Annotated in this window: 21 protein-coding genes; 17 read left to right on the top strand and 4 right to left on the bottom strand. The window is 57.9% G+C overall.

Annotation, left to right across the window (positions count from 1 at the left end):
* Both AC2FND_RS04555 and AC2FND_RS04550 read right to left on the bottom strand, forming a co-directional pair.
* On the bottom strand, window positions 1–115 hold a 115-nt coding region (locus AC2FND_RS04555), incomplete at its 3' end, for a nucleoside-diphosphate kinase (RefSeq protein ID WP_496768191.1).
* A gap of 115 nt (window positions 116–230) precedes the next feature.
* Window positions 231–1433 carry a multidrug effflux MFS transporter gene (locus AC2FND_RS04550; RefSeq protein WP_496768187.1) on the bottom strand — a complete coding sequence of 401 codons (1203 nt, stop codon included), beginning with the start codon at window positions 1431–1433 and terminating at the stop codon, window positions 231–233.
* Window positions 1434–1540: 107 nt separating this feature from the next.
* Here AC2FND_RS04550 and AC2FND_RS04545 point away from each other — a divergent pair, with 107 nt between their 5' ends.
* From AC2FND_RS04545 to AC2FND_RS04495, 11 genes are all read left to right on the top strand, one after another.
* A complete protein-coding gene (locus AC2FND_RS04545) occupies window positions 1541–3391 on the top strand; it encodes an ABC-F family ATP-binding cassette domain-containing protein (protein WP_496768185.1) in 1851 nt (616 codons plus the stop codon).
* Window positions 3388–3780: an ACT domain-containing protein gene (locus tag AC2FND_RS04540; protein ID WP_496768184.1), complete on the top strand. Its 393-nt coding sequence runs from the start codon at window positions 3388–3390 to the stop codon at window positions 3778–3780. The genes AC2FND_RS04545 and AC2FND_RS04540 overlap by 4 nt, the downstream gene beginning before the upstream one ends.
* Window positions 3777–4397 carry a MarC family protein gene (locus AC2FND_RS04535; protein ID WP_209504138.1) on the top strand — a complete coding sequence of 207 codons (621 nt, stop codon included), beginning with the start codon at window positions 3777–3779 and terminating at the stop codon, window positions 4395–4397. The genes AC2FND_RS04540 and AC2FND_RS04535 overlap by 4 nt, the downstream gene beginning before the upstream one ends.
* Window positions 4398–4438: 41 nt before the next feature.
* Entirely contained in the window at window positions 4439–5020 is a 582-nt protein-coding gene (locus AC2FND_RS04530) for a retropepsin-like aspartic protease family protein (protein WP_496768182.1), read from the top strand.
* 48 nt (window positions 5021–5068) lie between these two features.
* A complete protein-coding gene (locus tag AC2FND_RS04525) occupies window positions 5069–5689 on the top strand; it encodes an ImuA family protein (protein WP_496768180.1) in 621 nt (206 codons plus the stop codon).
* Between the two features lie 62 nt (window positions 5690–5751).
* Window positions 5752–6966, top strand: a complete 1215-nt coding sequence (locus AC2FND_RS04520) for an MFS transporter (protein ID WP_496768178.1) — start codon at window positions 5752–5754, stop codon at window positions 6964–6966.
* Window positions 6963–7559, top strand: a complete 597-nt coding sequence (locus tag AC2FND_RS04515) for a YceI family protein (protein WP_496768176.1) — start codon at window positions 6963–6965, stop codon at window positions 7557–7559. Before AC2FND_RS04520 ends, AC2FND_RS04515 begins: the two co-directional genes overlap by 4 nt.
* Window positions 7560–7639: 80 nt before the next feature.
* Entirely contained in the window at window positions 7640–8860 is a 1221-nt protein-coding gene (locus AC2FND_RS04510) for an MFS transporter (RefSeq protein WP_496768174.1), read from the top strand.
* A 206-nt stretch (window positions 8861–9066) separates the two neighbouring features.
* A complete protein-coding gene (gene metG, locus AC2FND_RS04505) occupies window positions 9067–10785 on the top strand; it encodes a methionine--tRNA ligase (RefSeq protein ID WP_496768172.1) in 1719 nt (572 codons plus the stop codon).
* Between the two features lie 249 nt (window positions 10786–11034).
* Window positions 11035–12192, top strand: a complete 1158-nt coding sequence (locus tag AC2FND_RS04500; protein WP_480505461.1) for an efflux RND transporter periplasmic adaptor subunit — start codon at window positions 11035–11037, stop codon at window positions 12190–12192.
* A 3-nt stretch (window positions 12193–12195) separates the two neighbouring features.
* Window positions 12196–15333 (top strand): efflux RND transporter permease subunit, encoded by a 3138-nt coding sequence (locus AC2FND_RS04495; RefSeq protein WP_480869188.1) that lies wholly within the window; start codon window positions 12196–12198, stop codon window positions 15331–15333.
* A 42-nt stretch (window positions 15334–15375) separates the two neighbouring features.
* Here AC2FND_RS04495 and AC2FND_RS04490 read toward each other — a convergent pair whose 3' ends face one another.
* A complete protein-coding gene (locus AC2FND_RS04490) occupies window positions 15376–15921 on the bottom strand; it encodes a DUF2087 domain-containing protein (protein WP_480558587.1) in 546 nt (181 codons plus the stop codon).
* Window positions 15922–16115: 194 nt separating this feature from the next.
* Window positions 16116–17702, bottom strand: coding sequence for a glycerol-3-phosphate dehydrogenase (gene glpD, locus AC2FND_RS04485; RefSeq protein WP_496768170.1), 1587 nt, complete (start codon window positions 17700–17702; stop codon window positions 16116–16118).
* A 179-nt stretch (window positions 17703–17881) separates the two neighbouring features.
* Here glpD and AC2FND_RS04480 point away from each other — a divergent pair, with 179 nt between their 5' ends.
* From AC2FND_RS04480 to AC2FND_RS04455, 6 genes are all read left to right on the top strand, one after another.
* Window positions 17882–18643, top strand: coding sequence for a DeoR/GlpR family DNA-binding transcription regulator (locus tag AC2FND_RS04480; protein WP_496768168.1), 762 nt, complete (start codon window positions 17882–17884; stop codon window positions 18641–18643).
* Between the two features lie 107 nt (window positions 18644–18750).
* Window positions 18751–18906, top strand: coding sequence for a DUF5993 family protein (locus AC2FND_RS04475; protein WP_209595994.1), 156 nt, complete (start codon window positions 18751–18753; stop codon window positions 18904–18906).
* Between the two features lie 10 nt (window positions 18907–18916).
* The gene (locus AC2FND_RS04470) at window positions 18917–19486 is read left to right on the top strand and encodes a disulfide bond formation protein B (protein WP_496768166.1); all 570 of its coding nucleotides are present in this window, start codon (window positions 18917–18919) and stop codon (window positions 19484–19486) included.
* 35 nt (window positions 19487–19521) lie between these two features.
* The gene (locus AC2FND_RS04465; RefSeq protein ID WP_209504150.1) at window positions 19522–19884 is read left to right on the top strand and encodes a DUF3302 domain-containing protein; all 363 of its coding nucleotides are present in this window, start codon (window positions 19522–19524) and stop codon (window positions 19882–19884) included.
* 21 nt (window positions 19885–19905) lie between these two features.
* Entirely contained in the window at window positions 19906–21051 is a 1146-nt protein-coding gene (locus AC2FND_RS04460; RefSeq protein WP_209595992.1) for an HlyD family secretion protein, read from the top strand.
* A gap of 11 nt (window positions 21052–21062) precedes the next feature.
* A complete protein-coding gene (locus tag AC2FND_RS04455; protein ID WP_496768164.1) occupies window positions 21063–22613 on the top strand; it encodes an efflux transporter outer membrane subunit in 1551 nt (516 codons plus the stop codon).
* Window position 22614: the final 1 nt, after the last annotated feature.

Raw genomic sequence — 22614 nt, 5'->3', positions numbered from 1 at the left:
GTTTCTGCGCCACAATGCGCAGGCCAGCTTCTTCGAACTTGGCGTTGATCTTGCCGGTCAGGTTGCGGCGGGTTGCATCGGGTTTGATGATCGAGAATGTGCGTTCCAGTGCCATGTCGGCCTCTCCTTATAATGTGACGCGGGACCCGCGCCGAAATCCATCGCGCGCCGGGTATCACGGTCTTTGGCCCATGAAAAGTGTAATGATGCCTTGCCCGTGGCTTTGCAGTTCAGATTGTGTCCGGCAAAGGGTCGACGCGGTCCAGTCGACGGACGTAAAGCACCGCCAGCAAGCCAGCAAAGCTACAGGCCCACATCATGCCCAGTACCAGATACGGCCCATTTTCAGGGCTAACGAACGCGCCGGTCATTGAGGTCAGAACAGCGCCCAAAGCCACGATCATCGCCCCCGACAGCCCTGCTGCGCTACCTGCCAGCCCGGGGCGTACCGACATTACACCAGCCGCGGCATTGGCATTGGTCAAACCGTTGCCAAAGCCGACACAGATTGCCGAGCCGAAGAAGACCCAGACCGATCCTTGATTGGCGAGAAACAGCATCAATCCGCAAAACGGCCCGGTCGAGGCCACGATCCTCCCTGACAAGATCATCGTCGTCAGACGCGTCCGGGCCGCAATCCGACCGGTAACAAAATTGCCAACCATGAACCCGCCGGTGATGATGCCAATCCCCAGCCCCAGCGTTGCTGGGCTCAGGTCGAACCACGCTGCAGCAACCAGCGGCGCACCGGTGATAAAGCTGTAGAACCCCCCAATCGAAAACGCTGCGCATAAGGCATAGCCCCAGAACCTGCGGGCACGGAACAGATGTGGATACTCGCGCAGTTGGGCACCAAATGTGGACGAGCGGTTCGTGTTGGTCTCGCCCATGTCGAACCAAAGCAGCACCAGCAACCCTGCCCCGAGCAACGAGTACAGGACAAACCCCGAACGCCAGCCGAAAAGCATATCCAGCACCCCACCCAACATCGGCCCAAGCATCGGGGCCAAAGCCATGGCCATTGCGACGTAACCGAGTTTGCTTGCCGCCTCATTCGGTGCGTAACGGTCTCTGATCGACGCGCTGGACAGGACCGAGCCCGCGACGACAGCAGCCTGAAGCAGGCGGAAGCCAAGAAAAACCCAGATCGAACCGGCCAGTGTGCATCCGATCGACGCGAGGGAAAATATTGACATACAAATCAAAAGGATAGGCCTGCGCCCAAAGCGATCCGATAACGGACCCATGATCAGTTGCAACACTGCCGAAATCGCCAGATACCCCGCAACGGACAGGTTCATCAGGCCGTAATCCACGGCGAAATCTTCACTCATATGCGCCAGCGACGGTAGGAACATGTTGAGCGTCAGCACCGACAGCGCCGTGGCAAAGATCAACGTGATCAGGGATGGAGGCGTCCGGGCCGCGCGCATGTGGAAAACCGCTTCAATAAGCAAACGAGACAGCGCTAACACATTGCTTGACGCTTGAAAACGCCAAGCCGCTGGCGGCGGCATCACACCTCTGCTAAGAGCGCCCCATGTTACGGATCGAAGACATCACCTATGCCGTTGAAGGCCGCCCATTGTTTGATGGCGCCAGCGCAACCGTACCAGACGGTCACAAGGTTGGCCTTGTTGGCCGGAATGGCACGGGAAAGACCACGCTTTTTCGCCTGATCCGCGGGGAACTGGCGCTGGAATCGGGCAATATCGCGGTTCCCAAACGCACCCGCATTGGTGGGGTCGCGCAGGAGGTCCCCTCGTCTGACGTTTCGCTGATCGACACTGTTCTGGCCGCTGATACCGAACGCAGCGCCTTGATGGCCGAGGCTGGCAACGCAACGGATCCCACGCGAATTGCCGAAATTCAGACCCGGCTAGCCGATATCGACGCCTGGTCGGCCGAGGCCCGCGCAGCCTCGATCCTGAAGGGATTGGGGTTTGACGACGCCGACCAATCGCGCCCCTGCTCGGATTTTTCCGGTGGCTGGCGGATGCGCGTGGCATTGGCGGCGGTTTTATTCTCGCAACCGGATTTGTTGCTGTTGGACGAACCGACCAACTATTTGGACCTTGAAGGCGCGCTATGGCTGGAAAGCTATTTGGCGAAATATCCGCACACGGTCATTATCATCAGCCATGACCGGGGCCTGTTGAACCGTGCCGTAGGGTCGATCCTGCATCTGGAGGATCGTAAACTCACCTATTACGCGGTGCCTTACGACAAGTTCGCGGAACGCCGTGCGGAACGGCTGGCACAGGCGGAATCAGAGAATGCAAAGGCAAAGGCCCGCATCGCTCATTTGCAGAGCTTCGTGGATCGGTTTCGATATAAGGCATCCAAGGCCGTTCAGGCCCAATCGCGCCTGAAAATGATCGAACGCATCCAGTTGGTCTCAACCCCGCAAGAGGCCGCGCTGCGCGCGTTTTCCTTCCCCGAACCCGAGGAACTGTCGCCGCCGATCATCCAGATCGAAGGTGGTGTCACCGGCTATGGCGAGATCGAAGTACTGCGCCGCTTGAACCTGCGCATCGATCAGGATGACCGTATCGCGCTGTTGGGCAAGAACGGTCAGGGCAAATCTACCCTGTCCAAACTGTTGTCAGACCGCCTGCCCCTCATGGCGGGTAAGATGGCCCGCAGCAACAAGCTGCGCATCGGGTATTTCGCTCAGCATCAGGTGGACGAGCTTTATGTGAACGAAACGCCACTGGACCACCTGCGCCGCCTGCGCCCGGACGAGGCGCCAGGCAAGTGGCGCTCGCGTTTGGCGGGGTTCGGCCTGAACGCAGCTCAGGCGGAAACCGAGGTTGGCCGCCTGTCGGGTGGGCAAAAAGCACGCCTGTCACTGCTGCTGGCCACCATCGACGCACCGCATATGCTGATCCTCGATGAACCGACGAACCATCTGGATATCGAAAGCCGTGAGGCGCTGGTCGAAGCACTGACCGCCTATTCCGGCGCTGTCGTGCTGGTCAGCCACGACATGCACCTTCTGTCGCTTGTTGCCGATCGGTTGTGGCTGGTCTCGGACGGTACGGTCAAATCTTATGACGGTGACCTTGAATCCTACCGGGCCCTTTTGCTGGCGCGTGACAAGCCGGTGAAAGAAAAGCCGCAAACAGAGAAGCCCAAACGTGCCTCGCGCGATACCATGCTGGCACTGCGGGCGGACCTGCGCAAATGCGAGGACCGGGTCGAGAAACTGACAGAGATGCACGACAAGCTGGCGGCAAAACTGGCCGACCCGGCGCTTTACGAAGACGACAAGATCAACGATCTGGAAACCTGGAACCGCAAATTCGCCGAGGTGGTCGAGGCCATGCAAAAAGCAGAAGCGCTTTGGATCGCCGCTGCCGAGCGACTGGAACAGGCAGAAACGGTATGAGCGATCCCGTTGTTGAAACCAAAGCGATGATCGCGGGAATGCACCCCGAAATTCAACCCGGCGAATTCGCATTTGTGGTCTGGCCCGAAGATATGGACTGGCCCGACGGGACACGCGCCAGTTACGTCGAGGCCGAAGGGCTGTCTTTAATCGTTCCGATCCATTGCGCACCAAAAGAGACGGTTGCCATGCGTTGTATCACGCTTCAAGTGCACTCCTCGCTCGAAGGCGTGGGTCTGACCGCTGCGGTCTCGGGGGTGTTGGCACAGGCCGGAATTCCGGCGAACATGGTTGCGGGCTATCACCACGATCATGTTTATGTTCCCTCCGGACGGGCCGAAGACGCCCTGAGAATTTTGAAACATCTGCAACAGAGTAGCAAAGAGTGATTGACACCGCATTTCTGATCACTGCGTTCACGACGCTTTTCGTGGTTCTTGATCCACCGGCGCAAACGCCGATTTTTGTGGCCCTGACCCAGAACATGGATTGGCACACGCGCCGCTCTGTCGCGATACGCGCATGCCTGACGGCAGGCGGCATTCTGGCCATGTTCGCGGCCTTTGGCGAAGCGTTGCTGGGTTTTGTCGGCATCTCGATGGAGGCGTTTCGCGTTGCGGGAGGTGTTCTTCTGTTTCTGACCGCGCTCGACATGCTGTTTGAACGCCGGACCAAACGTCGTGAAAACAGCGCCGAAGAAGAAGAACATCCGGACCCATCGGTGTTTCCGCTGGGTATCCCACTGATTGCAGGGCCCGGTGCGATTGCCACCATGATTCTACTGGCCGGTCAACATCCCGGCATTCAGGGTCTGGCCGTGGTCATCGGCGTTATGCTGGTCGTTCTGGCAATGGTTTTTGTGATGTATCTTTCATCAGGGGCCGTGGCACGGCTTTTGGGGAAAACCGGGCTGAACGTATTGACCCGGCTTCTTGGGATGCTGCTGGCTGCATTGTCTGTTCAGTTTATTCTTGATGGCCTCAAGGCCTTTGGATTCGCATCTTAAACCCCCATATTCACAAGGTTAAGGGGATTTCCGGGAACCGCATGGACAGTTTCGATATTGGACACCTGATCTATCTGGCCCTGCTTGGGGCGGCGCTGCTGATGTGGTTTGTCACGCATAATCGGCAGTCGCTCGGCAAGACGTTGCAGCAGGTGATGGCATGGGTGTTCATTTTCGTCGGGGTCATCGCACTGGTCGGTCTGTGGGAGGATATTCGCTCCTCGGTCGGTCCCGCACCGCAGATGAGTGTCACCGGAAACTCGGTTGAGGTTCCCCGTGCCTATGATGGCCATTATTACCTTCCGGTTCTGGTGAATGGTGAGCTGATCACCTTTCTTGTCGACACCGGTGCCAGCCAGATCGTGTTGAACGCGCGGGATGCCAAACGGGCAGGCATTGATCCCGATCAGCTGAACTATTTCGGGCGCGCCTTGACTGCAAACGGTGAGGTGCGTACCGCGCCAGTGCGGCTTGAGACCCTGACGATAGGACCTATTACGGATCAGAACGTTTCGGCCTGGGTCAACGAGGGTGAGCTGGATAAATCGCTTTTGGGGATGGAATATCTGCACCGTTTTTCAAGCATTCAGTTTGCGGATGGCAAGCTGATCCTGTCCCGTTGATGCTCCTCATCTCTTGAGAACAAAAGTGGAACATGATAGCTTGTGGGCATGTCTGTTCAGCTTCTTGGCCACAAACCTGCGCGTCAGGTACCGGGGGTAAATCTCCATTCCCAGATCACCCTGCAACCGGGTCGCGTGCACGAGGCTTGCGGCCCCGCCCGGCGCAGCTTTGCCATCTGGCTGGCCGGTCAGACACAGGGCCCCGTGCTGTGGATTTCCCCCGCGTGGGAGCCCGCCCAACTGAACCCCGACGGAATTATGGCCTTTACTGATCCGGCACGTTTTCTGTTCGTTCACCCCACCCGTGCCGAAGATCTGCTATGGTGTATTGAAGAGGCGCTGCGCAGCGGGGCCATCCCGCTGATCATCGGCGACCTGCCCGGCGCACCGGGGCTGACGCCGGTGCGCCGGATGCATCTGGCCGCAGAACAAGGCGGCACGATGGGCCATGCCCCGCTTGGCTTGCTGCTGACGCCCGGTGAGGGTGGCGCACAAGGGGTTGAGACACGCTGGCACATGGCCGCCGCCCATCAGGGGGATGCCAGGCACTGGACCCTGACCCGCCGCCGCGCCCGCGCCCTGCCCCCGGTCAGCTGGCAGGCCACTCAGACTGCTGCCCGTACCGGTCTGCACCTGAAACGCACCAAAACAGAGGACATTCTGGCGTGAAGCCGCAACGATCACGCAAGATGTGACTGGCCAAACTCCGGATCGCACCCTAGCGTCGCCGCATGAGCCACCCGATCCATGACAGCCGCTATTCCTGGATACGCCTCCTGATCACGCTCGCCATCGCAACTGTGGCGAATGTGGGAATGTGGGCGGTCATCGTGGTCATGCCCGCCGTAGAAGCCGAGTTCAGCGTCGGTCGCGCCGAAGCCTCAATGCCATATACGCTTACGATGATAGGATTCGCGCTGGGGAATATGTGGCTGGGGCAATTGGTTGACCGGCTGGGGGTAACACGCGCGCTGATCGGCGCAGCTGTTTTAAGCGCAATCAGTTATGCGCTGGCAACGCTGGCTCCAAATATCATGCTTCTATCTGTGGCGCATCTGCTGGTCGGGCTGGGAACATCGATCGGATTTGGGCCCTTGATCGCCGATATATCGCACTGGTTCATGAAACGGCGCGGAATCGCCGTCGCACTGGTGGCCAGCGGGAATTACCTGTCTGGGGCAATCTGGCCCACCCTGCTCGCAGGTATTCTGGCACGCGACGGCTGGCAACAGGTCTATCTGACATTGGCGGCTCTGACGCTGCTGGTTGTCATCCCCCTGTCCTTGTTGTTGCGCCGCAAGGTCCCAATCGAGGCGCACAGCACCGCCGCGGCCACAGCCCGGATCAACGCACGCAGTGTCGGTGTTTCACCACGCGTGTTGCAGTACATTCTTGGTCTGGCCGGCATTGGATGTTGTGTCGCAATGTCCATGCCACAGGTCCATATCGTGTCGTATTGCGTCGGGCTGGGATATGGCCCCGCAGTGGGGGCTGAAATGCTATCGCTGATGCTACTGGGTGGCGTCGCCAGCCGTATCGTCTCGGGCCTGTTGGCCGACCGTCTCGGCGGCGTCATGACACTTCTGATCGGCTCTGTATTGCAGTGCATCGCGCTGTTCCTGTTCCTGCCATATGACGGGATGGTCTCACTTTACGTGATCAGCTTGCTATTCGGTCTGGCGCAGGGTGGCATCGTGCCCAGCTACGCTTTGGTTGTCCGCGAATACATGCCGCCGCAAGAAGCCGGTGCGCGAGTCGGATTCGTCATGATGATGACAATTCTTGGCATGGCGCTTGGTGGCTGGATGTCAGGCTGGATTTACGATGTCACCGGAAGTTACCAACTCGCTTTCGTCAACGGCATTCTTTGGAACGGTTTGAACATTGCCATCATACTGATATTGCTCAAAAGATCCCGTCCCAGACGAGGCGCGGTCATGGCATGAGACTGCTGACCCGCCGAAAGGTGCTTGCAGGGATGGCGGCTCTGCCTTTGGCCAGTACAGCGCAGGCCGCGTTGCAACCATACATCTTATCAACGAAAGCCACCGTGGTCGGTTTTACCTTTGATCTGTCTGGCATTCCCCAGACCGGTTCAATGCCGATCCGGCAGGCTGACGTACAGATTGACATGCACCGCCTGCAAAACAGCCAGGTCACAGTGGTTCTGGATGTTAACATGGCCAAGACTCGCTTGCCCTTTGCCCGCATGCCAATGCTCGGTCCCAGTGTATTGGACACCAAAACCTTTCCGACGATTCAGTTCGTATCGACTGACATTCAACTGGGCACGGATGGGCACATATCGAATGGTGCTCGTGTCACGGGGGAACTGACAGTTCGCGGCATCACGCGCCCGGTCACCTTGGAGGCCAACCTCTACCGCCAGCCCGGAACAGCCGCGAACGACCTGAACAGCCTGTCCATAGGTTTGACGGGGACTTTGAACCGGCACGACTTCGGCGCTTCGGGCTATCATGACCTGGTTGGAAAAAACGTCGGACTGAACATCCATGCCGAGATCATTCGCGCAACCTAAACCACAAAAAGCAAAAAACGACTGGATAAAGTCGAATAGATGCGCGCATTGTCCGATGACGCCGCCTATCTGAGAAAACCATGCGCACGATCATTTCATTTGCCGCCCTGTTTCTTTCGGTCATTCTGCTTCAGCTTTCAACGGGCGGCGTCGGGCCACTTGATGCCATTTCCGGGATCACACTGAACTTCTCGACCGAACAGATCGGTATGCTGGGTTCGGCACATTTCCTCGGCTTTTTCATAGGTTGCTGGTGGGCGCCGCGACTGATGGGCAGCGTCGGGCATTCCCGCGCATTTGCTGTATGCACGGCGCTGGGCGCGATGGGATTGATCGGGCACACCCTGACAGACAATCCTTATGTATGGGCGGCGTTGCGCATCGCCTCGGGCACATGTGTGGCAGGTAGTTACACCGTCATCGAAGCCTGGCTGAATGCAAAAGTGACCAATGAGACACGTGGACGAGCAATGGGCACCTATCGCATAGTCGATATGGGTGCCTCGCTGAGTGCACAGTTGATCATCGCCATCCTGCCACCCGCCTCGTATGTTTCCTATAACCTCCTGGCGATCCTGTGCTGCGCCTCGTTGCTGCCGCTGACATTGACACGCGCAAGTCAGCCGAAGACACCCGACGCCCCCCGCCTGCGCCCGAAACTGGCATGGCACAGTTCGCCGTTGGCCGTCGCGGGCGTCATTGTTTCGGCACTCAGTTCAGCATCTTTCCGAATGGTCGGGCCCGTCTACGGTCAGGAAGTCGGGTTGGGAGTGGATCAAATCGCTTTCTTCCTCGCCTCTTTCGTTCTGGGCGGGGCGCTGGCGCAGTATCCGATGGGATGGCTCGCGGACAAATACGACCGGCGCTGGGTCTTGATCTGGCTTTCGGTCGCGGCGGTACTAAGCTGCGGGGTCACAATGGCGGCAAGCGACACGGGAACCGTCGGTGTCATGCTTGCAGCGGCGCTTTTTGGGTTCACGACATTCCCGATCTTTTCGGTGTCATCCGCACATGCCAACGATTTTGCGACAACCGAACAAAGGGTCGAATTGTCTGCCGCCCTGATGTTCTGGTACGCGCTGGGAGCTATTGCGTCACCCTATATCACGTCAACACTGATCCAGGATTTCGGCCCCAGCGCGCTGTTTGCATTTGTTGCGGTCGGCCACGTATTCCTGATCGGTTTCGGCCTGGCCCGGATGCGGTCGCGTCCAACACCAGCGGAGAGAACCAATTACGTCTACGCGCCGCGTACATCATTTACTGTCGGAAGGCTGCTGAAACGCGCCCGAGAGGAATGAATAGCGGATCCGCAGCCCTGCATTTCGGCGAGTATGCGTATTGGCTGACCACATTCTGACCGGTTTACAACGGCCATCGGTGACTTGGTCGTCCCATAAGGTGCGCGTCACAAATCAGAGTTATTCCAGTCATCTACGAAACCGGGCTTTTGCTGAGCGGTGACTTAGGTTAGACGAACGCGCAGTTAGATACGCGGAAACGGAATATGGCTCGGATTCTCATCACCTCGGCGATCCCATACATCAATGGGATCAAGCATCTCGGCAACCTGGTCGGCTCGCAACTGCCTGCCGACTTGTATGCACGCTACCAGCGTGGCCGGGGGAACGAGGTCATGTTCCTGTGTGCCACCGACGAACACGGCACCCCGGCCGAACTGGCCGCTGCCAAAGCTGGAAAGCCGGTGGCCGAGTATTGCGCGGACATGTACGAAATTCAGGCCGACATCGCCAAGCGTTTTGGGATGAGCTTTGACCACTTTGGCCGCTCATCCAGCGATCAGAACAAAAAGCTGACCCAACATTTCGCCGGAAAACTGGATGCGGCCGGGTTGATCCGCGAGGTCACGGAAAAGCAAATCTATTCCAACGCGGATGGTCGCTTTCTTCCCGACCGCTATATCGAGGGCACCTGCCCCAATTGCGGGTATGAGAACGCACGTGGCGACCAGTGTGAAAACTGCACCAAGCAGTTGGATCCGACCGACCTGATTGAACCGCGCTCGGCCATTTCGGGCTCGACCGATCTGGAAGTGCGCGAGACCAAGCACCTCTATCTGCGCCAATCGGCAATGAAGGATCAGCTGGATGCCTGGATTGACAGCAAAACCGACTGGCCGATCCTAACCACATCCATTGCCAAGAAATGGCTGCATGATGGCGACGGGTTGCAAGACCGGGGGATCACCCGCGATCTGGACTGGGGCGTTCCGGTCAAGAAAGGCGATCAGGACTGGCCCGGTATGGAAGGCAAGGTCTTCTATGTCTGGTTCGACGCGCCGATTGAATACATCGCCTGTGCCAAGGAATGGGCGGATTCCACGGGGAAACCCGATTCCGAGTGGGAACGCTGGTGGCGCACCGATAAGGGCGCGGACGATGTGCGCTATGTCCAGTTCATGGGCAAGGACAACGTGCCGTTTCACACGCTTTCTTTCCCCGCCACTATTTTGGGGTCGGGCGAGCCGTGGAAAATGGTCGACCACCTGAAATCCTTCAACTACCTGAATTACGACGGCGGCCAGTTCTCGACCTCGCAGGGGCGTGGCGTTTTCATGGATCAGGCGCTCGAGATTCTGCCAGCCGACTACTGGCGGTGGTGGCTGCTGAGCCATGCGCCGGAAAGCAGCGACAGCGAGTTCACGTGGGAGAACTTCCAACAATCCGTGAATAAGGATCTGGCCGATGTTCTGGGCAACTTCGTCAGCCGCATCACCAAGTTCTGTCGCTCGAAATTTGGTGAGGTGGTGCCCGAAGGCGGTGAGTTTGGCGAGCGTGAGAACGCTCTGATCGATGAACTCACCAAACGCGTCCGCGCTTACGAGGCGCATATGGAAGCAATGGACGTCCGCAAGTCGGCTCAGGAACTGCGGGCCATCTGGGTGGCTGGCAATGAATACCTGCAAGCTGCGGCGCCGTGGTCAACCTTCAAAGAAGACCCCGAAGGGGCCGCTGCGCAGGTGCGTCTGGGCCTGAACCTGATCCGGTTCTATGCGGTGCTCAGCGCGCCGTTCATCCCTGATACCTCGGCCAAGATGCTAAGCGCCATGAACACGCTCGACACCAGCTGGCCGGAAGACGTGGCCGCAGCGTTGAACGCGCTACCCGCGGGTCACGACTTTACCGTGCCAGACGTTCTGTTCGCCAAGATAACAGACGAACAGCGCGAAGAATGGCAAGCAAAATTCGCCGGTAAACGCGGTTGACGACCCTGATATTCGAAAGCTCAAACGGGGGCCGTTGGCCCCTGTTTTCGTTCGGCACCTCGGAACGGGCCGACACCTAAACCAGCTTAGTTGCTGTAATTTTTGGCGTCATCGCGAACCACCTTGGGATTCATCGCGCTTGAGAATTCGTGGTAAACAAGCCATCCTGCAAACAAGTTTTGTCGACTCGCGCGATTGTGACCGCCGGGATGGACACCAATTGTTTCTGAAATGCACGAGGCTTTCGCCATGTCCCAAGTTTTCCCTTTTCCAACTCAGGCCCGCAATCCAATTGCCACCGCATTATTGCTGATATCCCTGGGACTGGCCCAACCTGCAACTGCACAGGACGAAGGAGCGGCACCGAAAGTCACGATTGCGGCCGCCTACACCGAGGAAATCACCGACGAGGCTTCCTTCATAGGGCGCGCTCAGGCGATCAATAAGGTCGACATCGTCGCCCGCGTGAACGGTTTTCTCAACAGCCGGAATGTCGAGGATGGGGCTACGGTCAAGGAAGGCGACCTGTTGTTCACTATCGAACCTGACCTTTACGAGGCGACATTGGAGGCCCGAAAAGCTGATCTGAACCGGGCCGAGGCAAATCTTGAGTTGGCCAAGGTGGACCTGGCGCGTAAGGAAGAGCTATACAAGCGCGACGCGACACCTGAATCCGAACGCGACATCGCGCGGGCCAACGAACTGGTCGCCGAGGCTCAGGTCAAGGCCGCAAATGCAGCGATCCAGCAGGCCGAACTGGACCTCAGCTATACACAGATCCACGCGCCTTTTGATGGACGTATAGGCAGCATCACCACCAGTGTCGGTGATGTGGTCGGCCCGACCAACCCGCCGCTGGTGAACATTGTAAGCGAGACGCCGATCTATGTGAATTTCTCGCTCAACGAAAAACTCTTTACTTCGGTTCTTCAGACCGTTGGCGCAAATTCCGCTTCTCTTGCGGACAGCCCGCAAAGCCCCAATGTGCATATCACGCTGCCAAATGGAACCAAGCTGGATGAAACGGGCAGGATCGTATTTGTTGACAATCGTATCGACCCGTTGACCGGCGCGATCACAATGCGCGCCCAGTTCGAAAATGCCGACCGTTTGATCCTGGACGGTGCATTCGTGAATGTGCAGATCGAAGCGTTGCAACCGACCTTGCAAGTTCTGGTGCCGCAAGCTGCGCTGCAACGCGACCAGCGCGGTGACTTTGTGCTTGTAGTAAACGACAAACAGATGGTGGAGCAGCGATACATCACCACAGGCAACACGGAAGGTACCGCCATCATCGTTACCGAAGGTTTGCGTGAGGGCGAAAGCGTGATTGTCGAGGGCCTGCAACGGGTCCGCCCCGGCGTGGCTGTTGACGCGGTCGTCGCCTCTGAACAGCCGGGAGAGTAATCGATGTTCTCAGCCCTGTTCATCAGCCGGCCAAAGCTGGCGTTTGTCATCTCACTGGTGCTGACCATCATGGGTGGCATCGGCTATCTGGTGCTGCCGGTCGCGCAGTTCCCGGACATTACCCCGCCCGTGGTCAACGTCTCCACCAAATACACCGGCGCAAATGCGGAAACAGTGGAGAACACTGTGGCCGCACCGATCGAGGCGCAGGTCAACGGTGTGGACGACATGATCTACATGACATCCAGATCGTCTGACAACGGCTCGTATTCGCTGGACGTAACCTTCGAAGTTGGCACCGACCCCGATATCGCCTCGGTCAACGTGCAGAACCGGGTGGCGCAGGCAATGTCGTCGTTGCCCGCCGAAGTGACATCTTCGGGCGTTGTCACACAAAAATCGTCGACCAATATGCTGATGCTGGTCACGCTGACCTCGCCCAACGGCACCTATGACAGCGTGTTTCTTTCCAACTATGCCTCGATCAACCTGCGCGATGCGCTGGCGCGTGTGCAAGGCGTGGGTAAGGCTGATGTTCTGACCAACCTTGAATACGCCATGCGGGTCTGGATGGACCCTGACAAGATGGCAGCCCTGTCCATCACACCAGGCGATGTAATCAACGCGATCCGCGAACAGAATATCGAAGTGTCTGCCGGGTCGATTGGTGCACCGCCTGTGCCCGAAGGACAGACCTTTCAATACACGATCAAATCCAAAGGTCGACTGACGTCAGCCGAAGAATTTGGCGACATCGTGATCCGTACCGGAGATGCCGGCGCAATTGTCCGCGTAAGAGACATCGCCCGGGTTGAGCTTGGTGCACAGTTCTACTCGGCGTCCGGTTATTTTCAGTCTGTACCCGCCACCGTGATCGGCATCTATCAAGCCCCCGGCGCAAACGCCCTCGCCGTTTCAGAGCGCGTGCAGGCGGAACTGGAGCGGCTGTCCCGCGCATTCCCGTCGGATGTCGAATATGATGTCCCCTTCAACACGACCGACTTTGTCGAAGCCTCGTTGAATGACGTTGTTTCCACACTGATCCTGACCTTCACACTTGTGATCTCGGTCGTTTTTGTGTTCCTCGGCAGTTGGCGTGCCACGATCATTCCGGCGGTTGCCATCCCGGTCTCACTGATTGGCACGTTTGCTTTCTTGCTGGCCTTCGGCATGTCGTTGAACACGATCTCGCTGTTCGCACTGGTGCTGGCTATCGGTATTGTGGTCGATGACGCCATCGTCGTTGTTGAAAACGTCGAGCGCATCATCGCTGATGAGGGGCTGCCCCCGGCAGAAGCCACCCGTAAGGCAATGGGGCAGATCACAGGCCCGGTCATCGCGACCACGCTGGTTCTGTTGGCGGTTTTCGTGCCGGTGACATTCATGCCGGGCATCTCAGGGCGGTTGTACTCTCAGTTCGCTGTCACGATCTCGACCGCTGTTGTGATCTCGTCCATCAACGCGCTGACACTGTCACCTGCCCTGTGCGGGCTGGTCCTTAAGGCCCGCTCAGGGCCGCCCAAAGGGCTACTTGCGCTGTTCGAAAACTTCATTGGTGGCGTTCGCAACGGCTATGTCGCTATTGTGCGCAAACTGCTTGTCTTTCCAGCTATCGCGCTGGCCATCGTGGTTGGTCTCGGCATGGGAACAGGGGCAATCATGTCGAACACCTCAGCCGGGTTTATCCCGCTGGAAGACAATGGTTATCTCTTTGTTGACGTGCAACTGCCTGACGCCGCGACGCTGGAACGGACCGAGGCCGTGACAAAGCGCCTCGATGACCAGATACGCGAGATCCCGGGTGTGTCCAGCACCGTTCTGATCAATGGCTTTTCATTGCTGAACGGCACAATCACCAACGGCGCTGCGATCTTCGTGAACCTCGACAACTGGGCCGAACGGCAGGAGGAGGACCTGAGCGCCAAGGCCATTCTGGCCAAGGTGCTGGCCATCGCGAATAACGAAACCGCAGCCTCGACCGTTGCCTTCAACCCGCCACCAATTCAGGGTCTTGGCATGTCTGCCGGGGTTGAGATGGAGGTGCAGCAAACCGGAGGCGGCTCGCCGCAGGATCTGGCTTCGGCTGTGGGGTCGTTTGTCTATTCGGCCAACCAGCGCCCCGAGATCGGGCAGGCCTATACGACATTCCGCGCCAACGTTCCGCAGCTGTTCGTGGATCTGGACCGCGAGAAAGCCAAAACACTGGACGTCTCGGTGGCTGAGATTTTCCAGACCATGCAGGCCCAGCTGGGGTCGTATTATGTCAACGACTTCAACCTGTTTGGTCGCGTCTATCGCGTAATGATCCAGGCGGAAGGCAGCTATCGCGACAATGTCGATGACATTGCCAGCCTCTATGTGCGCTCTCAGAAGGGCGACATGGTGCCACTGGGCACCCTGATCGACGTAGAAAACGTGTTGGGGCCGGTTCTGCTGAAACGGCATAACCTGTTCCGGTCGGCAACGGTTACGGCGGTGCCTGCACCGGGCCTTTCCAGCGGCGATGCGATCACCGCGATGACAGAGGTCTCTGCTTCAGCCCTGCCGCCGGGATACTCGTTCGAATGGACGGGGACGGCACAACAACAGTTGGCGTCAGGCAGCCTGGTGATCATTATTCTGGGGCTGGCCATCCTATTCGGTTACCTGTTTCTTGTGGGACAGTATGAAAGCTGGACTATGCCGGTCTCGATCCTGCTGTCAGTGGTCGTGGCCCTGTTCGGGGCGGTGGCCGCGGTTGCCATCGTCGGCAGTGACATCAACCTCTATACGCAGATCGGTATGATCATGCTGGTGGGTCTGGCCTCGAAGAACGGCATTCTGATCGTCGAGTTTGCAATGGAACAGCGCGCCAAGGGTCTTTCGATCAAGGAAGCTGCCGTCGAGGCCGCTCATCAGCGTTTCCGCGCTGTCATGATGACTGCCCTGTCTTTCCTGTTGGGGGTCGTACCGCTGCTGGCCGCCAATGGTGCAGGTGCGGCCAGCCAGAAAGCCATCGGTGTCGCCGTGTTCGGTGGCATGTTGGCCGCGACGCTGGTTGGCGTGATCGTGGTGCCTGTCCTCTACGCCCTGATGCAAAGCATGCGTGAGTGGCTGAAAGGCAGCAAAAACGATCCCGGCCCTTCAGAAGAAGCGGCCTGATCCAATCAAAGCCCCGCCCTTCGGCGGGGCTTTTTTCTGGCGTCAGTCTGGTCTTCCCCGCCGACGTTCAGAGAGTTCGCGGATCACCACCTTTGCTTCTGGTGTCGGTGCCTGCTCGACCCGGCGATAATCCGATCCATCCCGGTTCCTTGTCAGCAGCCCACAGGAAATCATGGTCCGGCGCAGGGTTGCAGGGTCATCAAAACAATGTTCGGCATTGAGGCACACGTTGACCTCACCCTCTTGCAGCACCGCGGCTGCCGGTATCGCAGACCAGAGCCCCCACAAAGACAACGTCTGCACCGATCGTTTTGACGGCCATTGTCGAAGCCTGCCTTGTGCGTCGAACAGGTGCAATGTACGCTCAACCGTGCGCATGTCAGCAGCCGGTTGTTTCGGACGGGCCTTGATCCGCCTGGCAGCCGCACTGGTGGCGCGCATATGTTGCACGTTCTGAAACCCGGCGGCACGAGCGACCATATTCATCAGTGTCAGGTGCGACGGGCTGGAGCCGCCAAGCTGTTGGGACAGGGTGCGCACGAATCCGGTCAAATCATCGGCGTGCAAGGGTACAGGAGTTTTGCTCATCACAAATCCATATCGGGCGTTTGCGCGATCGTTGGTCGCTGACTTGACGAAACAACGCCCTGATGGTTGCGATAGTTTCACATACACTGGCAGGTTTAGCACTCTGGGTAAGAGCAGCGACGCCTCGGTGTCTGCCGACCGTGACCAACGGCTAGCACAACACGCATCACCCGCCAAGAGGACAGAAAGATGGATCAGGCCGTGCTGCTGATCCGCCGTTCGGTAATCCATCCGTCGATCCGCGCGATCTGCTCCGCACTCAGTCGCAGGCCCAGCTTGTTGCGCCTCCAGACGACATCTTCGGCGGTCCGTGCATATTCCTTGTCGATCAGCCACGCGACCTCCCGCTCGGTCAGGGTTGCGCCAAAATCCTCACCCAGATCAGACAGCTGCTGCGCATCCCCAAGGACATCTGTTGCTTCGGTTCCATAGGCCCTGATCAGGCGTGCAGCCCAGGCGGCACCCAGAAACGGATACCTGGCCAAAAGCTGATCAGTCAGGGCTTCAACAGCGTCAACCGGAAAGTCACCGCCCGGCAGCGTCACACCGGCGGTCCAGGGGCCCGGCATATTCGGAAAGAATTCGCCAACCTTTTCCAGAGCACTTTCCGCAAGCCGGCGATAGGTGGTGATCTTGCCGCCAAACACGTTCAATACAGGCGCCCCACCCTGCGCATCGACCTTCAGTGTGTAATCCCGCGTTGCGGCGGTGGCACTGCTGGCGCCGTCGTCATAAAGCGGCCGCACACCGGAATAGGTCCACACAACATCTTCGCGGGTCACAGCGCGCTTGAAATACTTCGAAGCGAAGGCGCACAAGTACTCCTGCTCGGCCTCGGTACAGACGGGTTTCGTGTCAGGGTCTGGGTGATCCTGATCCGTTGTGCCGATCAGGGTAAAATCCTGCTCGTATGGTATGGCGAAAATGATGCGGCCGTCTTCGCCCTGAAAAAAATAGCACTTGTCGTGGTCATACAGCCGGGGCGTCACAATATGGCTGCCCCGAACAAGCCGAACACCCTCGCGTGAGTTCACACGGATCTTGGTCTGGATGATGTCCCCGACCCAAGGGCCACCCGCATTTATCAGCATTCTGGCCAGGACAAGACGGATTTCGCCGCTGTCGCGATCACGAATGGATACCTGCCAAAGGTCGTCCACCCGCTCGGCCGAAATCACCTCGGTTCGCACCATGATCTGCGCACCGCGCGCCTCGGCGTCGCGGGCATTCAGGACCACCAACCGTGAATCTTCGATCCAGCAATCGGAGTATTCATAAGCCGTTTCGAACTTGTCCTGTAGCGGGGCGCCTTCCGGAGCCGATCGCAGGTTCAGCGACGTGGTGCCCGGCAGAATTTTGCGGCCACCCAGATTGTCATACATGAACAAACCCAACCGGATCAGCCAGGCCGGACGCCGCCCCCGCATCCACGGCATGACCGTGCTGAGTAGCCGTGAGGTCGGCGTTTCCGAGTCAAACCGCATGTCCTTGTGGTAGGGCAGCACAAAGCGCATCGGCCAGCTGATATGCGGCATCGCGCGCAACAGGATTTCACGCTCGATCAGGGCCTCGCGCACCAGACGGATTTCGAAATACTCCAGATACCGTAACCCGCCATGAAACAGTTTGGTCGAGGCTGATGATGTGGCCGAGGCCAGATCATTCATCTCTGCCAAAGCAACTGACAGCCCGCGGCCAGCAGCATCCCGTGCGATGCCGCAACCATTGATCCCGCCACCGATGATAAAAAGGTCCGTTGTCTGAACGTCCGTTGACTGCATGCCAATGATTCCTTGTCAGGATGGATGATAGGCATTTGCCAGAACATTCTTCGCATGGTCAATGTTTATGTTCGAATTTCTTCGTTTTGCAACACTGTCTGATATTTTCGCATGCCGTTCTTGCAAAACCGGCCAGAAAGAACAAAAACGAAAGAAACACTTCAAGTCTGGAAACACCCATGTCGCTGTCTTTCCGCCAATCTGACATTCTGGACATTGCCGGGGCCGAAGGTCGCGTCACCGTTGACGGGTTGGCCGAAAGATTTGGTGTCACGGTCCAGACGATCCGGCGCGACCTGACCGAGTTGGCCGAGGCAGGTAAACTGGATCGGGTGCATGGCGGCGCGGTGCTGCGCTCGGGCGTGTCAAACATCGGATATGAAGACCGCCGTGCCCTGAACGCCGACGCCAAGACCCGTATTGCACAGGCTTGCGCCATCGATATCCCCGACGGCGCATCGATCTTCATGAACATCGGAACCTCGACCGAGGCCGTGGCGCGGCAATTGCTGAACCACAAGAACCTGATGGTTGTGACCAACAACATGAACGTCGCAAACATTCTGATTGAGAACCCGGATTGTGAGGTCGTCATGGCCGGTGGCGTCCTACGGCGCACAGACGGCGGGTTGATCGGAAACCTGACCGTTTCGACCATTCGGCAATTCAAATTTGATCTTGCCGTGATCGGCTGTTCAGCTTTGGACATTGACGGAGATCTTCTGGACTTCGATTTTCAGGAGGTACAAGTCAGCCAGACCATCATTGCGCAGGCACGCCGTACATTTCTGGTTGCCGACCATTCAAAGTTTCACCGCTCTGCCCCGGCGTGCATCGCTTCTTTGGCTGAAATCGACGCGATCTACACGGATGCGCCGTTACCTGGCGATCTGCACCTGCGCAGTCAGGAATGGCAAACGGACATCGTCCTATGTAGCTAGCGGACATTAAGAATAGTCCCCAAATTACCGCGTCGCTTGCCAGATGCCACCCGGCCTGACACTATCGTCTGCATAAGGATATGTGCACGGGAGGGGAGCACCGGGCCATGATTGCGCTTTTATTTGCATTACTTACTGCCACGATGGGGCTCAACTATTTCAACATGACGAAGGCAGGCAATGCGCTGTTCTTCCTTACGATTGCCCTGAGTATCTACTGGTTGAAATTCCACGCCACCAGTCAGTTGACAATTCAGCTTTGAGGGCCTCGTCATGACACCTGAACTGTCACGTACACTGAACGCGATCGGAATGCTGGCTGTCTGTCTTGTTCTGGCGCTGGCGTTCTTCTATCAACTTGTCCTTTACGAACTACCCTGCCCGCTTTGCCTGTTGCAGCGTGTCGGCTTTGTTGCTGTCGGCGTCGGGCTGGGCTTGAACCTGCTGTATGGCGCGCGACCGCAGCACTATGCCATCATGCTGATTGCCGCTTTGTATGGCGGCAGCGTTTCGATCCGGCAAATCCTATTGCACATTGTGCCGGGAACCGGCCACTACGGTTCGCCCGTTCTGGGGCTGCATTACTACACTTGGGCGGGCATCGCCTTTTTCCTTGTCCTGCTGGGTACGTCGTTCATGCTGCTTTTTGATCGCCAATACGACTCGGGTGCGACCAGCGAGGGGCGATTTGGGGGAAACAAGCTGGCCAAAACCGCCTTCTTTGTCATGCTGGCAATGGCCGTGCTGAATGCCGGTTCAACTCTGCTGGAATGCGGACCAGGCATTTGTGATGACCCACCTACGGACTACAAGTTGATTGACGAACTGAAAGCGAATGATTGAGGATACCCTAACCTTCCCCTGATGGAGGCAAACGCATGGGACTATTGGGCCAGCCGCTTGGCTATTATGACTATCTGACATTTGCCGCGCTGATCCTGCTGCTTGCAGCGGTTATGGCGCTGTTCCTGTTCATTATGGGCCTTCCGGGGCGGATCGCGATCAAACGCAATCATCCCCATGCCGAAGCTGTAAAGATCATGGGCTGGATGGGGTTCTTGGCTGTCGTGCCTTGGGTTCACGCTTTCATGTGGGCTTTCCACGATGGCGTCACGGTCGATATTCGCCGCGGCCCGGACGAGGAAAAAGATGCCATTCGCGATGAAATCAAACGTCTGGGCGGCAAGGTCAAGCCCGAATACCAGGATCGTCTGGACACAGACGACACACAACCCGGTTAAAGCCGAAGGACCCTAATACCTATGTTCGTCGCCCTCGGCATCACGCTGTTCTACATCATTTTCGTCTGGCTCATTTTCTTCAAGCTGGAATGGCTGAAGTTCAACATAGCCTGGGGCATTGTTTCGTTCTGGGTGGGCGCACATCTGCTGCTGATATTCCTTGTGGCATTGCGCTTCTTTCAGCCGTTTTCGGCAGACAGCCACGTGGTGCGTTCGACAATACAGATCATCCCTAAGCTGACACAGCCGACGATCCTGTCCGAGGTGCTTGTTGAACCGAACACACCGGTCACAAAGGGCGATCCGCTTTATCGGTTCGACGATACGGTGTTTTCTCTGGCGGTCGATAATGCGCAGGCCCAGTTGGTGGCGGCACAGCAGAACGCCAAGATCCTTGAACAGGATGTCATTGCCTCGACCGAAGCTGTCGAACGGGCCAATGCACAACTGGCTTATGCGCAAACTCAACAGGCAAGGTATGAAAACCTTGTTCCCGCCGGAGGCGCCCGTCAGGACGACCTCGACCGTTGGAACGAACAGGTGACGGAAGATCAGGCCGCCGTCAAACAGGCCGAGGCGAACCTGGCCAAGGCTCAGCTGGCGCTGGAATCGCAGATTGACGGCGTGAACACCGGCATCCTTCAGGCGCAGGCGCAATTGGCCGAAGCCGAGTATTTTCTGGAAAACACAACAATCTATGCGCCTGAAAATGGCATGATCGTCTCGCAGCAGGCTCGCCCCGGATTGGTAGTCGGTGACGTTCGGTTGGGTGCGATTGCCAGCTTTGTGACTGATGAAAGCCCTTATATCCTTGCCACATTCCGCCAGCAGAACCTGAAATTTGTCGAGCCGGGGCAAGAGGTCGAAGTCGCACTTGATCTTTATCCCGGTGAAATCCTGACAGGCAAGGTCGAAGCGATCTGGTGGGCGACCCGGCAAGGGCAACTCATCCCGTCGGGCCGCCTGCCCGGTTTCGAGCTGCCCAAACTGCCCGGTCGGATTGCTGTTCAGATCACCGTCGATGTTCCGGAAGACCACATTTTCCCAGCGGGCGGCCATGCCGCTGTGGCGATCTATACAGGTCAAGGCAAGAGTTTTGAGTTTCTGAGGCGCATCAACATCCGCCTCTATTCTTTCGCCAACTTCATCCGACCTCTGGATATCTGAGGATGCACGCCATGACACTCCGCAGATTGCTGGGAACCGCCATTTGTGCCGCCACTCTTGCGGCCTGCACACCCGTTGGGCCGGATTTCGTGCGCCCCAAATCACCGGTCGTGAAACAGTGGATCGAGGTCAACAACCCCAGCACTGGTCTAAGCGGGCTGACGTCGCGCAGTGCGCCTGTCGTGAAATGGTGGCAGACATTCAATGATCCGACCCTCAACAAACTGATTGCCGAGGCCTACGCCCAGAACCTGACACTTCAGGTCGCTGGCGCGCGGGTTTTGCAGGCCCGCGCACAACTGGGTATCGCCTTTGGCGAGCTTTATCCACAGTCGCAGGCCATAGGCGGCTCGCTTGAACGGCGCCAGATCAGCGACAATCTAGGGCCAATTTCGGATGTCAATCGCGTCATCCCGCTGGATACCGAGTTCTCGACCTCGCAAGTCGGCTTCGATGCCCAGTGGGAGCTGGACGTCTGGGGCGCGCAGCGGCGCGGCGTTCAGGCCGCGCGATCCAATCTGGCCCTGCAAGTAGCAAACTACGACGACGCGCTGGTGACGCTGACCGGGGATGTCGCCGCGCTTTACGTCAATATCCGGGCGTTGCAGGAGACGCTGGCAATTGCGCGCGAGAACATCAAATTGCAGCAGGACTCGGCAGACCTGACTCAGCTGCGGTTCAACAATGGCGTCACCACGGAACTGGACGTGCAAGAATCCACCGCCCTACTGAACAACACTAAGGCGCTGGTACCGGAACTGGAAAGCGACCTGCAACAGACCAAGAACGCGCTTGCGGTGTTGTTGGGCACGACACCTTCACGCATGACCGGTCTGTTGGGCAATACCGGACGCATTCCATCGGCCCGAGCAAATGTGGCTGTGGGCGTTCCCGCTGAATTGCTGCGCCGCCGCCCGGATGTGCGCGCGGCTGAACTGGCGGCAGCCACGCAATCAGCACAGGTGGGCATCGCGATGGCGGACCTGTATCCCCAATTTATCCTGTCAGGCGCGATCGGTCTGCAGGCATCCGGCGGGCGCGATCTGTTCAGCGGTGGCAGCACAACGGGACTGGCCAGTGCCGGTGTGGTCTGGAATGTGCTGAACTATGGCCGCATCAAGAACAATGTTCGCGCGCAAGACGCCGCTTACCAGGCGCTGATTGCGAATTATCAGAACACTGTGCTGACCGCTTATTCCGAAGTTGAAAGTGCCATGGTCGCTTATGCGCAGGCACGTAAGCAGGTCGGGTTCTATCAGCAAAGTGTCGACGCCTCACGCAAAGCTGCCGAAATCGCCGTCAATCAGTATACAGACGGCATTGCCGATTATTCGCGTGTTCTGAACACTCAGACCGCGCTATTGCGATCACAGGCCAACCTGATCGAGGCGCGGCAGCAGGTATCCAGCAACCTGGTCGCGGTTTACAAGGGCCTGGGCGGCGGATGGCAGATCCGGCAAAATCAGGAATTCCTACCTGAAACCGTTCTGGCCGAGATGGCCTATCGCACGGATTGGGGCGATCTGTTGCAGAAAACCCCAACCCGCGCAAGCCTGAATTAGG

The organism is Ruegeria sp. BHSB056, assembly GCF_059613305.1.
This window is presented reverse-complemented; position numbering and strand designations above follow the sequence as displayed.

Coding starts and splice junctions, on each gene's coding strand:
- AC2FND_RS04550 (WP_496768187.1), bottom strand. CDS start 1,433: ATGCGCGCGGCCCGGACGCCTCCATCCCTGATCACGTTGATCTTTGCC.
- AC2FND_RS04545 (WP_496768185.1), top strand. CDS start 1,541: ATGTTACGGATCGAAGACATCACCTATGCCGTTGAAGGCCGCCCATTG.
- AC2FND_RS04540 (WP_496768184.1), top strand. CDS start 3,388: ATGAGCGATCCCGTTGTTGAAACCAAAGCGATGATCGCGGGAATGCAC.
- AC2FND_RS04530 (WP_496768182.1), top strand. CDS start 4,439: ATGGACAGTTTCGATATTGGACACCTGATCTATCTGGCCCTGCTTGGG.
- AC2FND_RS04525 (WP_496768180.1), top strand. CDS start 5,069: ATGTCTGTTCAGCTTCTTGGCCACAAACCTGCGCGTCAGGTACCGGGG.
- AC2FND_RS04520 (WP_496768178.1), top strand. CDS start 5,752: ATGAGCCACCCGATCCATGACAGCCGCTATTCCTGGATACGCCTCCTG.
- AC2FND_RS04515 (WP_496768176.1), top strand. CDS start 6,963: ATGAGACTGCTGACCCGCCGAAAGGTGCTTGCAGGGATGGCGGCTCTG.
- AC2FND_RS04510 (WP_496768174.1), top strand. CDS start 7,640: ATGCGCACGATCATTTCATTTGCCGCCCTGTTTCTTTCGGTCATTCTG.
- metG (WP_496768172.1), top strand. CDS start 9,067: ATGGCTCGGATTCTCATCACCTCGGCGATCCCATACATCAATGGGATC.
- AC2FND_RS04500 (WP_480505461.1), top strand. CDS start 11,035: ATGTCCCAAGTTTTCCCTTTTCCAACTCAGGCCCGCAATCCAATTGCC.
- AC2FND_RS04495 (WP_480869188.1), top strand. CDS start 12,196: ATGTTCTCAGCCCTGTTCATCAGCCGGCCAAAGCTGGCGTTTGTCATC.
- AC2FND_RS04490 (WP_480558587.1), bottom strand. CDS start 15,921: ATGAGCAAAACTCCTGTACCCTTGCACGCCGATGATTTGACCGGATTC.
- glpD (WP_496768170.1), bottom strand. CDS start 17,702: ATGCAGTCAACGGACGTTCAGACAACGGACCTTTTTATCATCGGTGGC.
- AC2FND_RS04480 (WP_496768168.1), top strand. CDS start 17,882: ATGTCGCTGTCTTTCCGCCAATCTGACATTCTGGACATTGCCGGGGCC.
- AC2FND_RS04475 (WP_209595994.1), top strand. CDS start 18,751: ATGATTGCGCTTTTATTTGCATTACTTACTGCCACGATGGGGCTCAAC.
- AC2FND_RS04470 (WP_496768166.1), top strand. CDS start 18,917: ATGACACCTGAACTGTCACGTACACTGAACGCGATCGGAATGCTGGCT.
- AC2FND_RS04465 (WP_209504150.1), top strand. CDS start 19,522: ATGGGACTATTGGGCCAGCCGCTTGGCTATTATGACTATCTGACATTT.
- AC2FND_RS04460 (WP_209595992.1), top strand. CDS start 19,906: ATGTTCGTCGCCCTCGGCATCACGCTGTTCTACATCATTTTCGTCTGG.
- AC2FND_RS04455 (WP_496768164.1), top strand. CDS start 21,063: ATGACACTCCGCAGATTGCTGGGAACCGCCATTTGTGCCGCCACTCTT.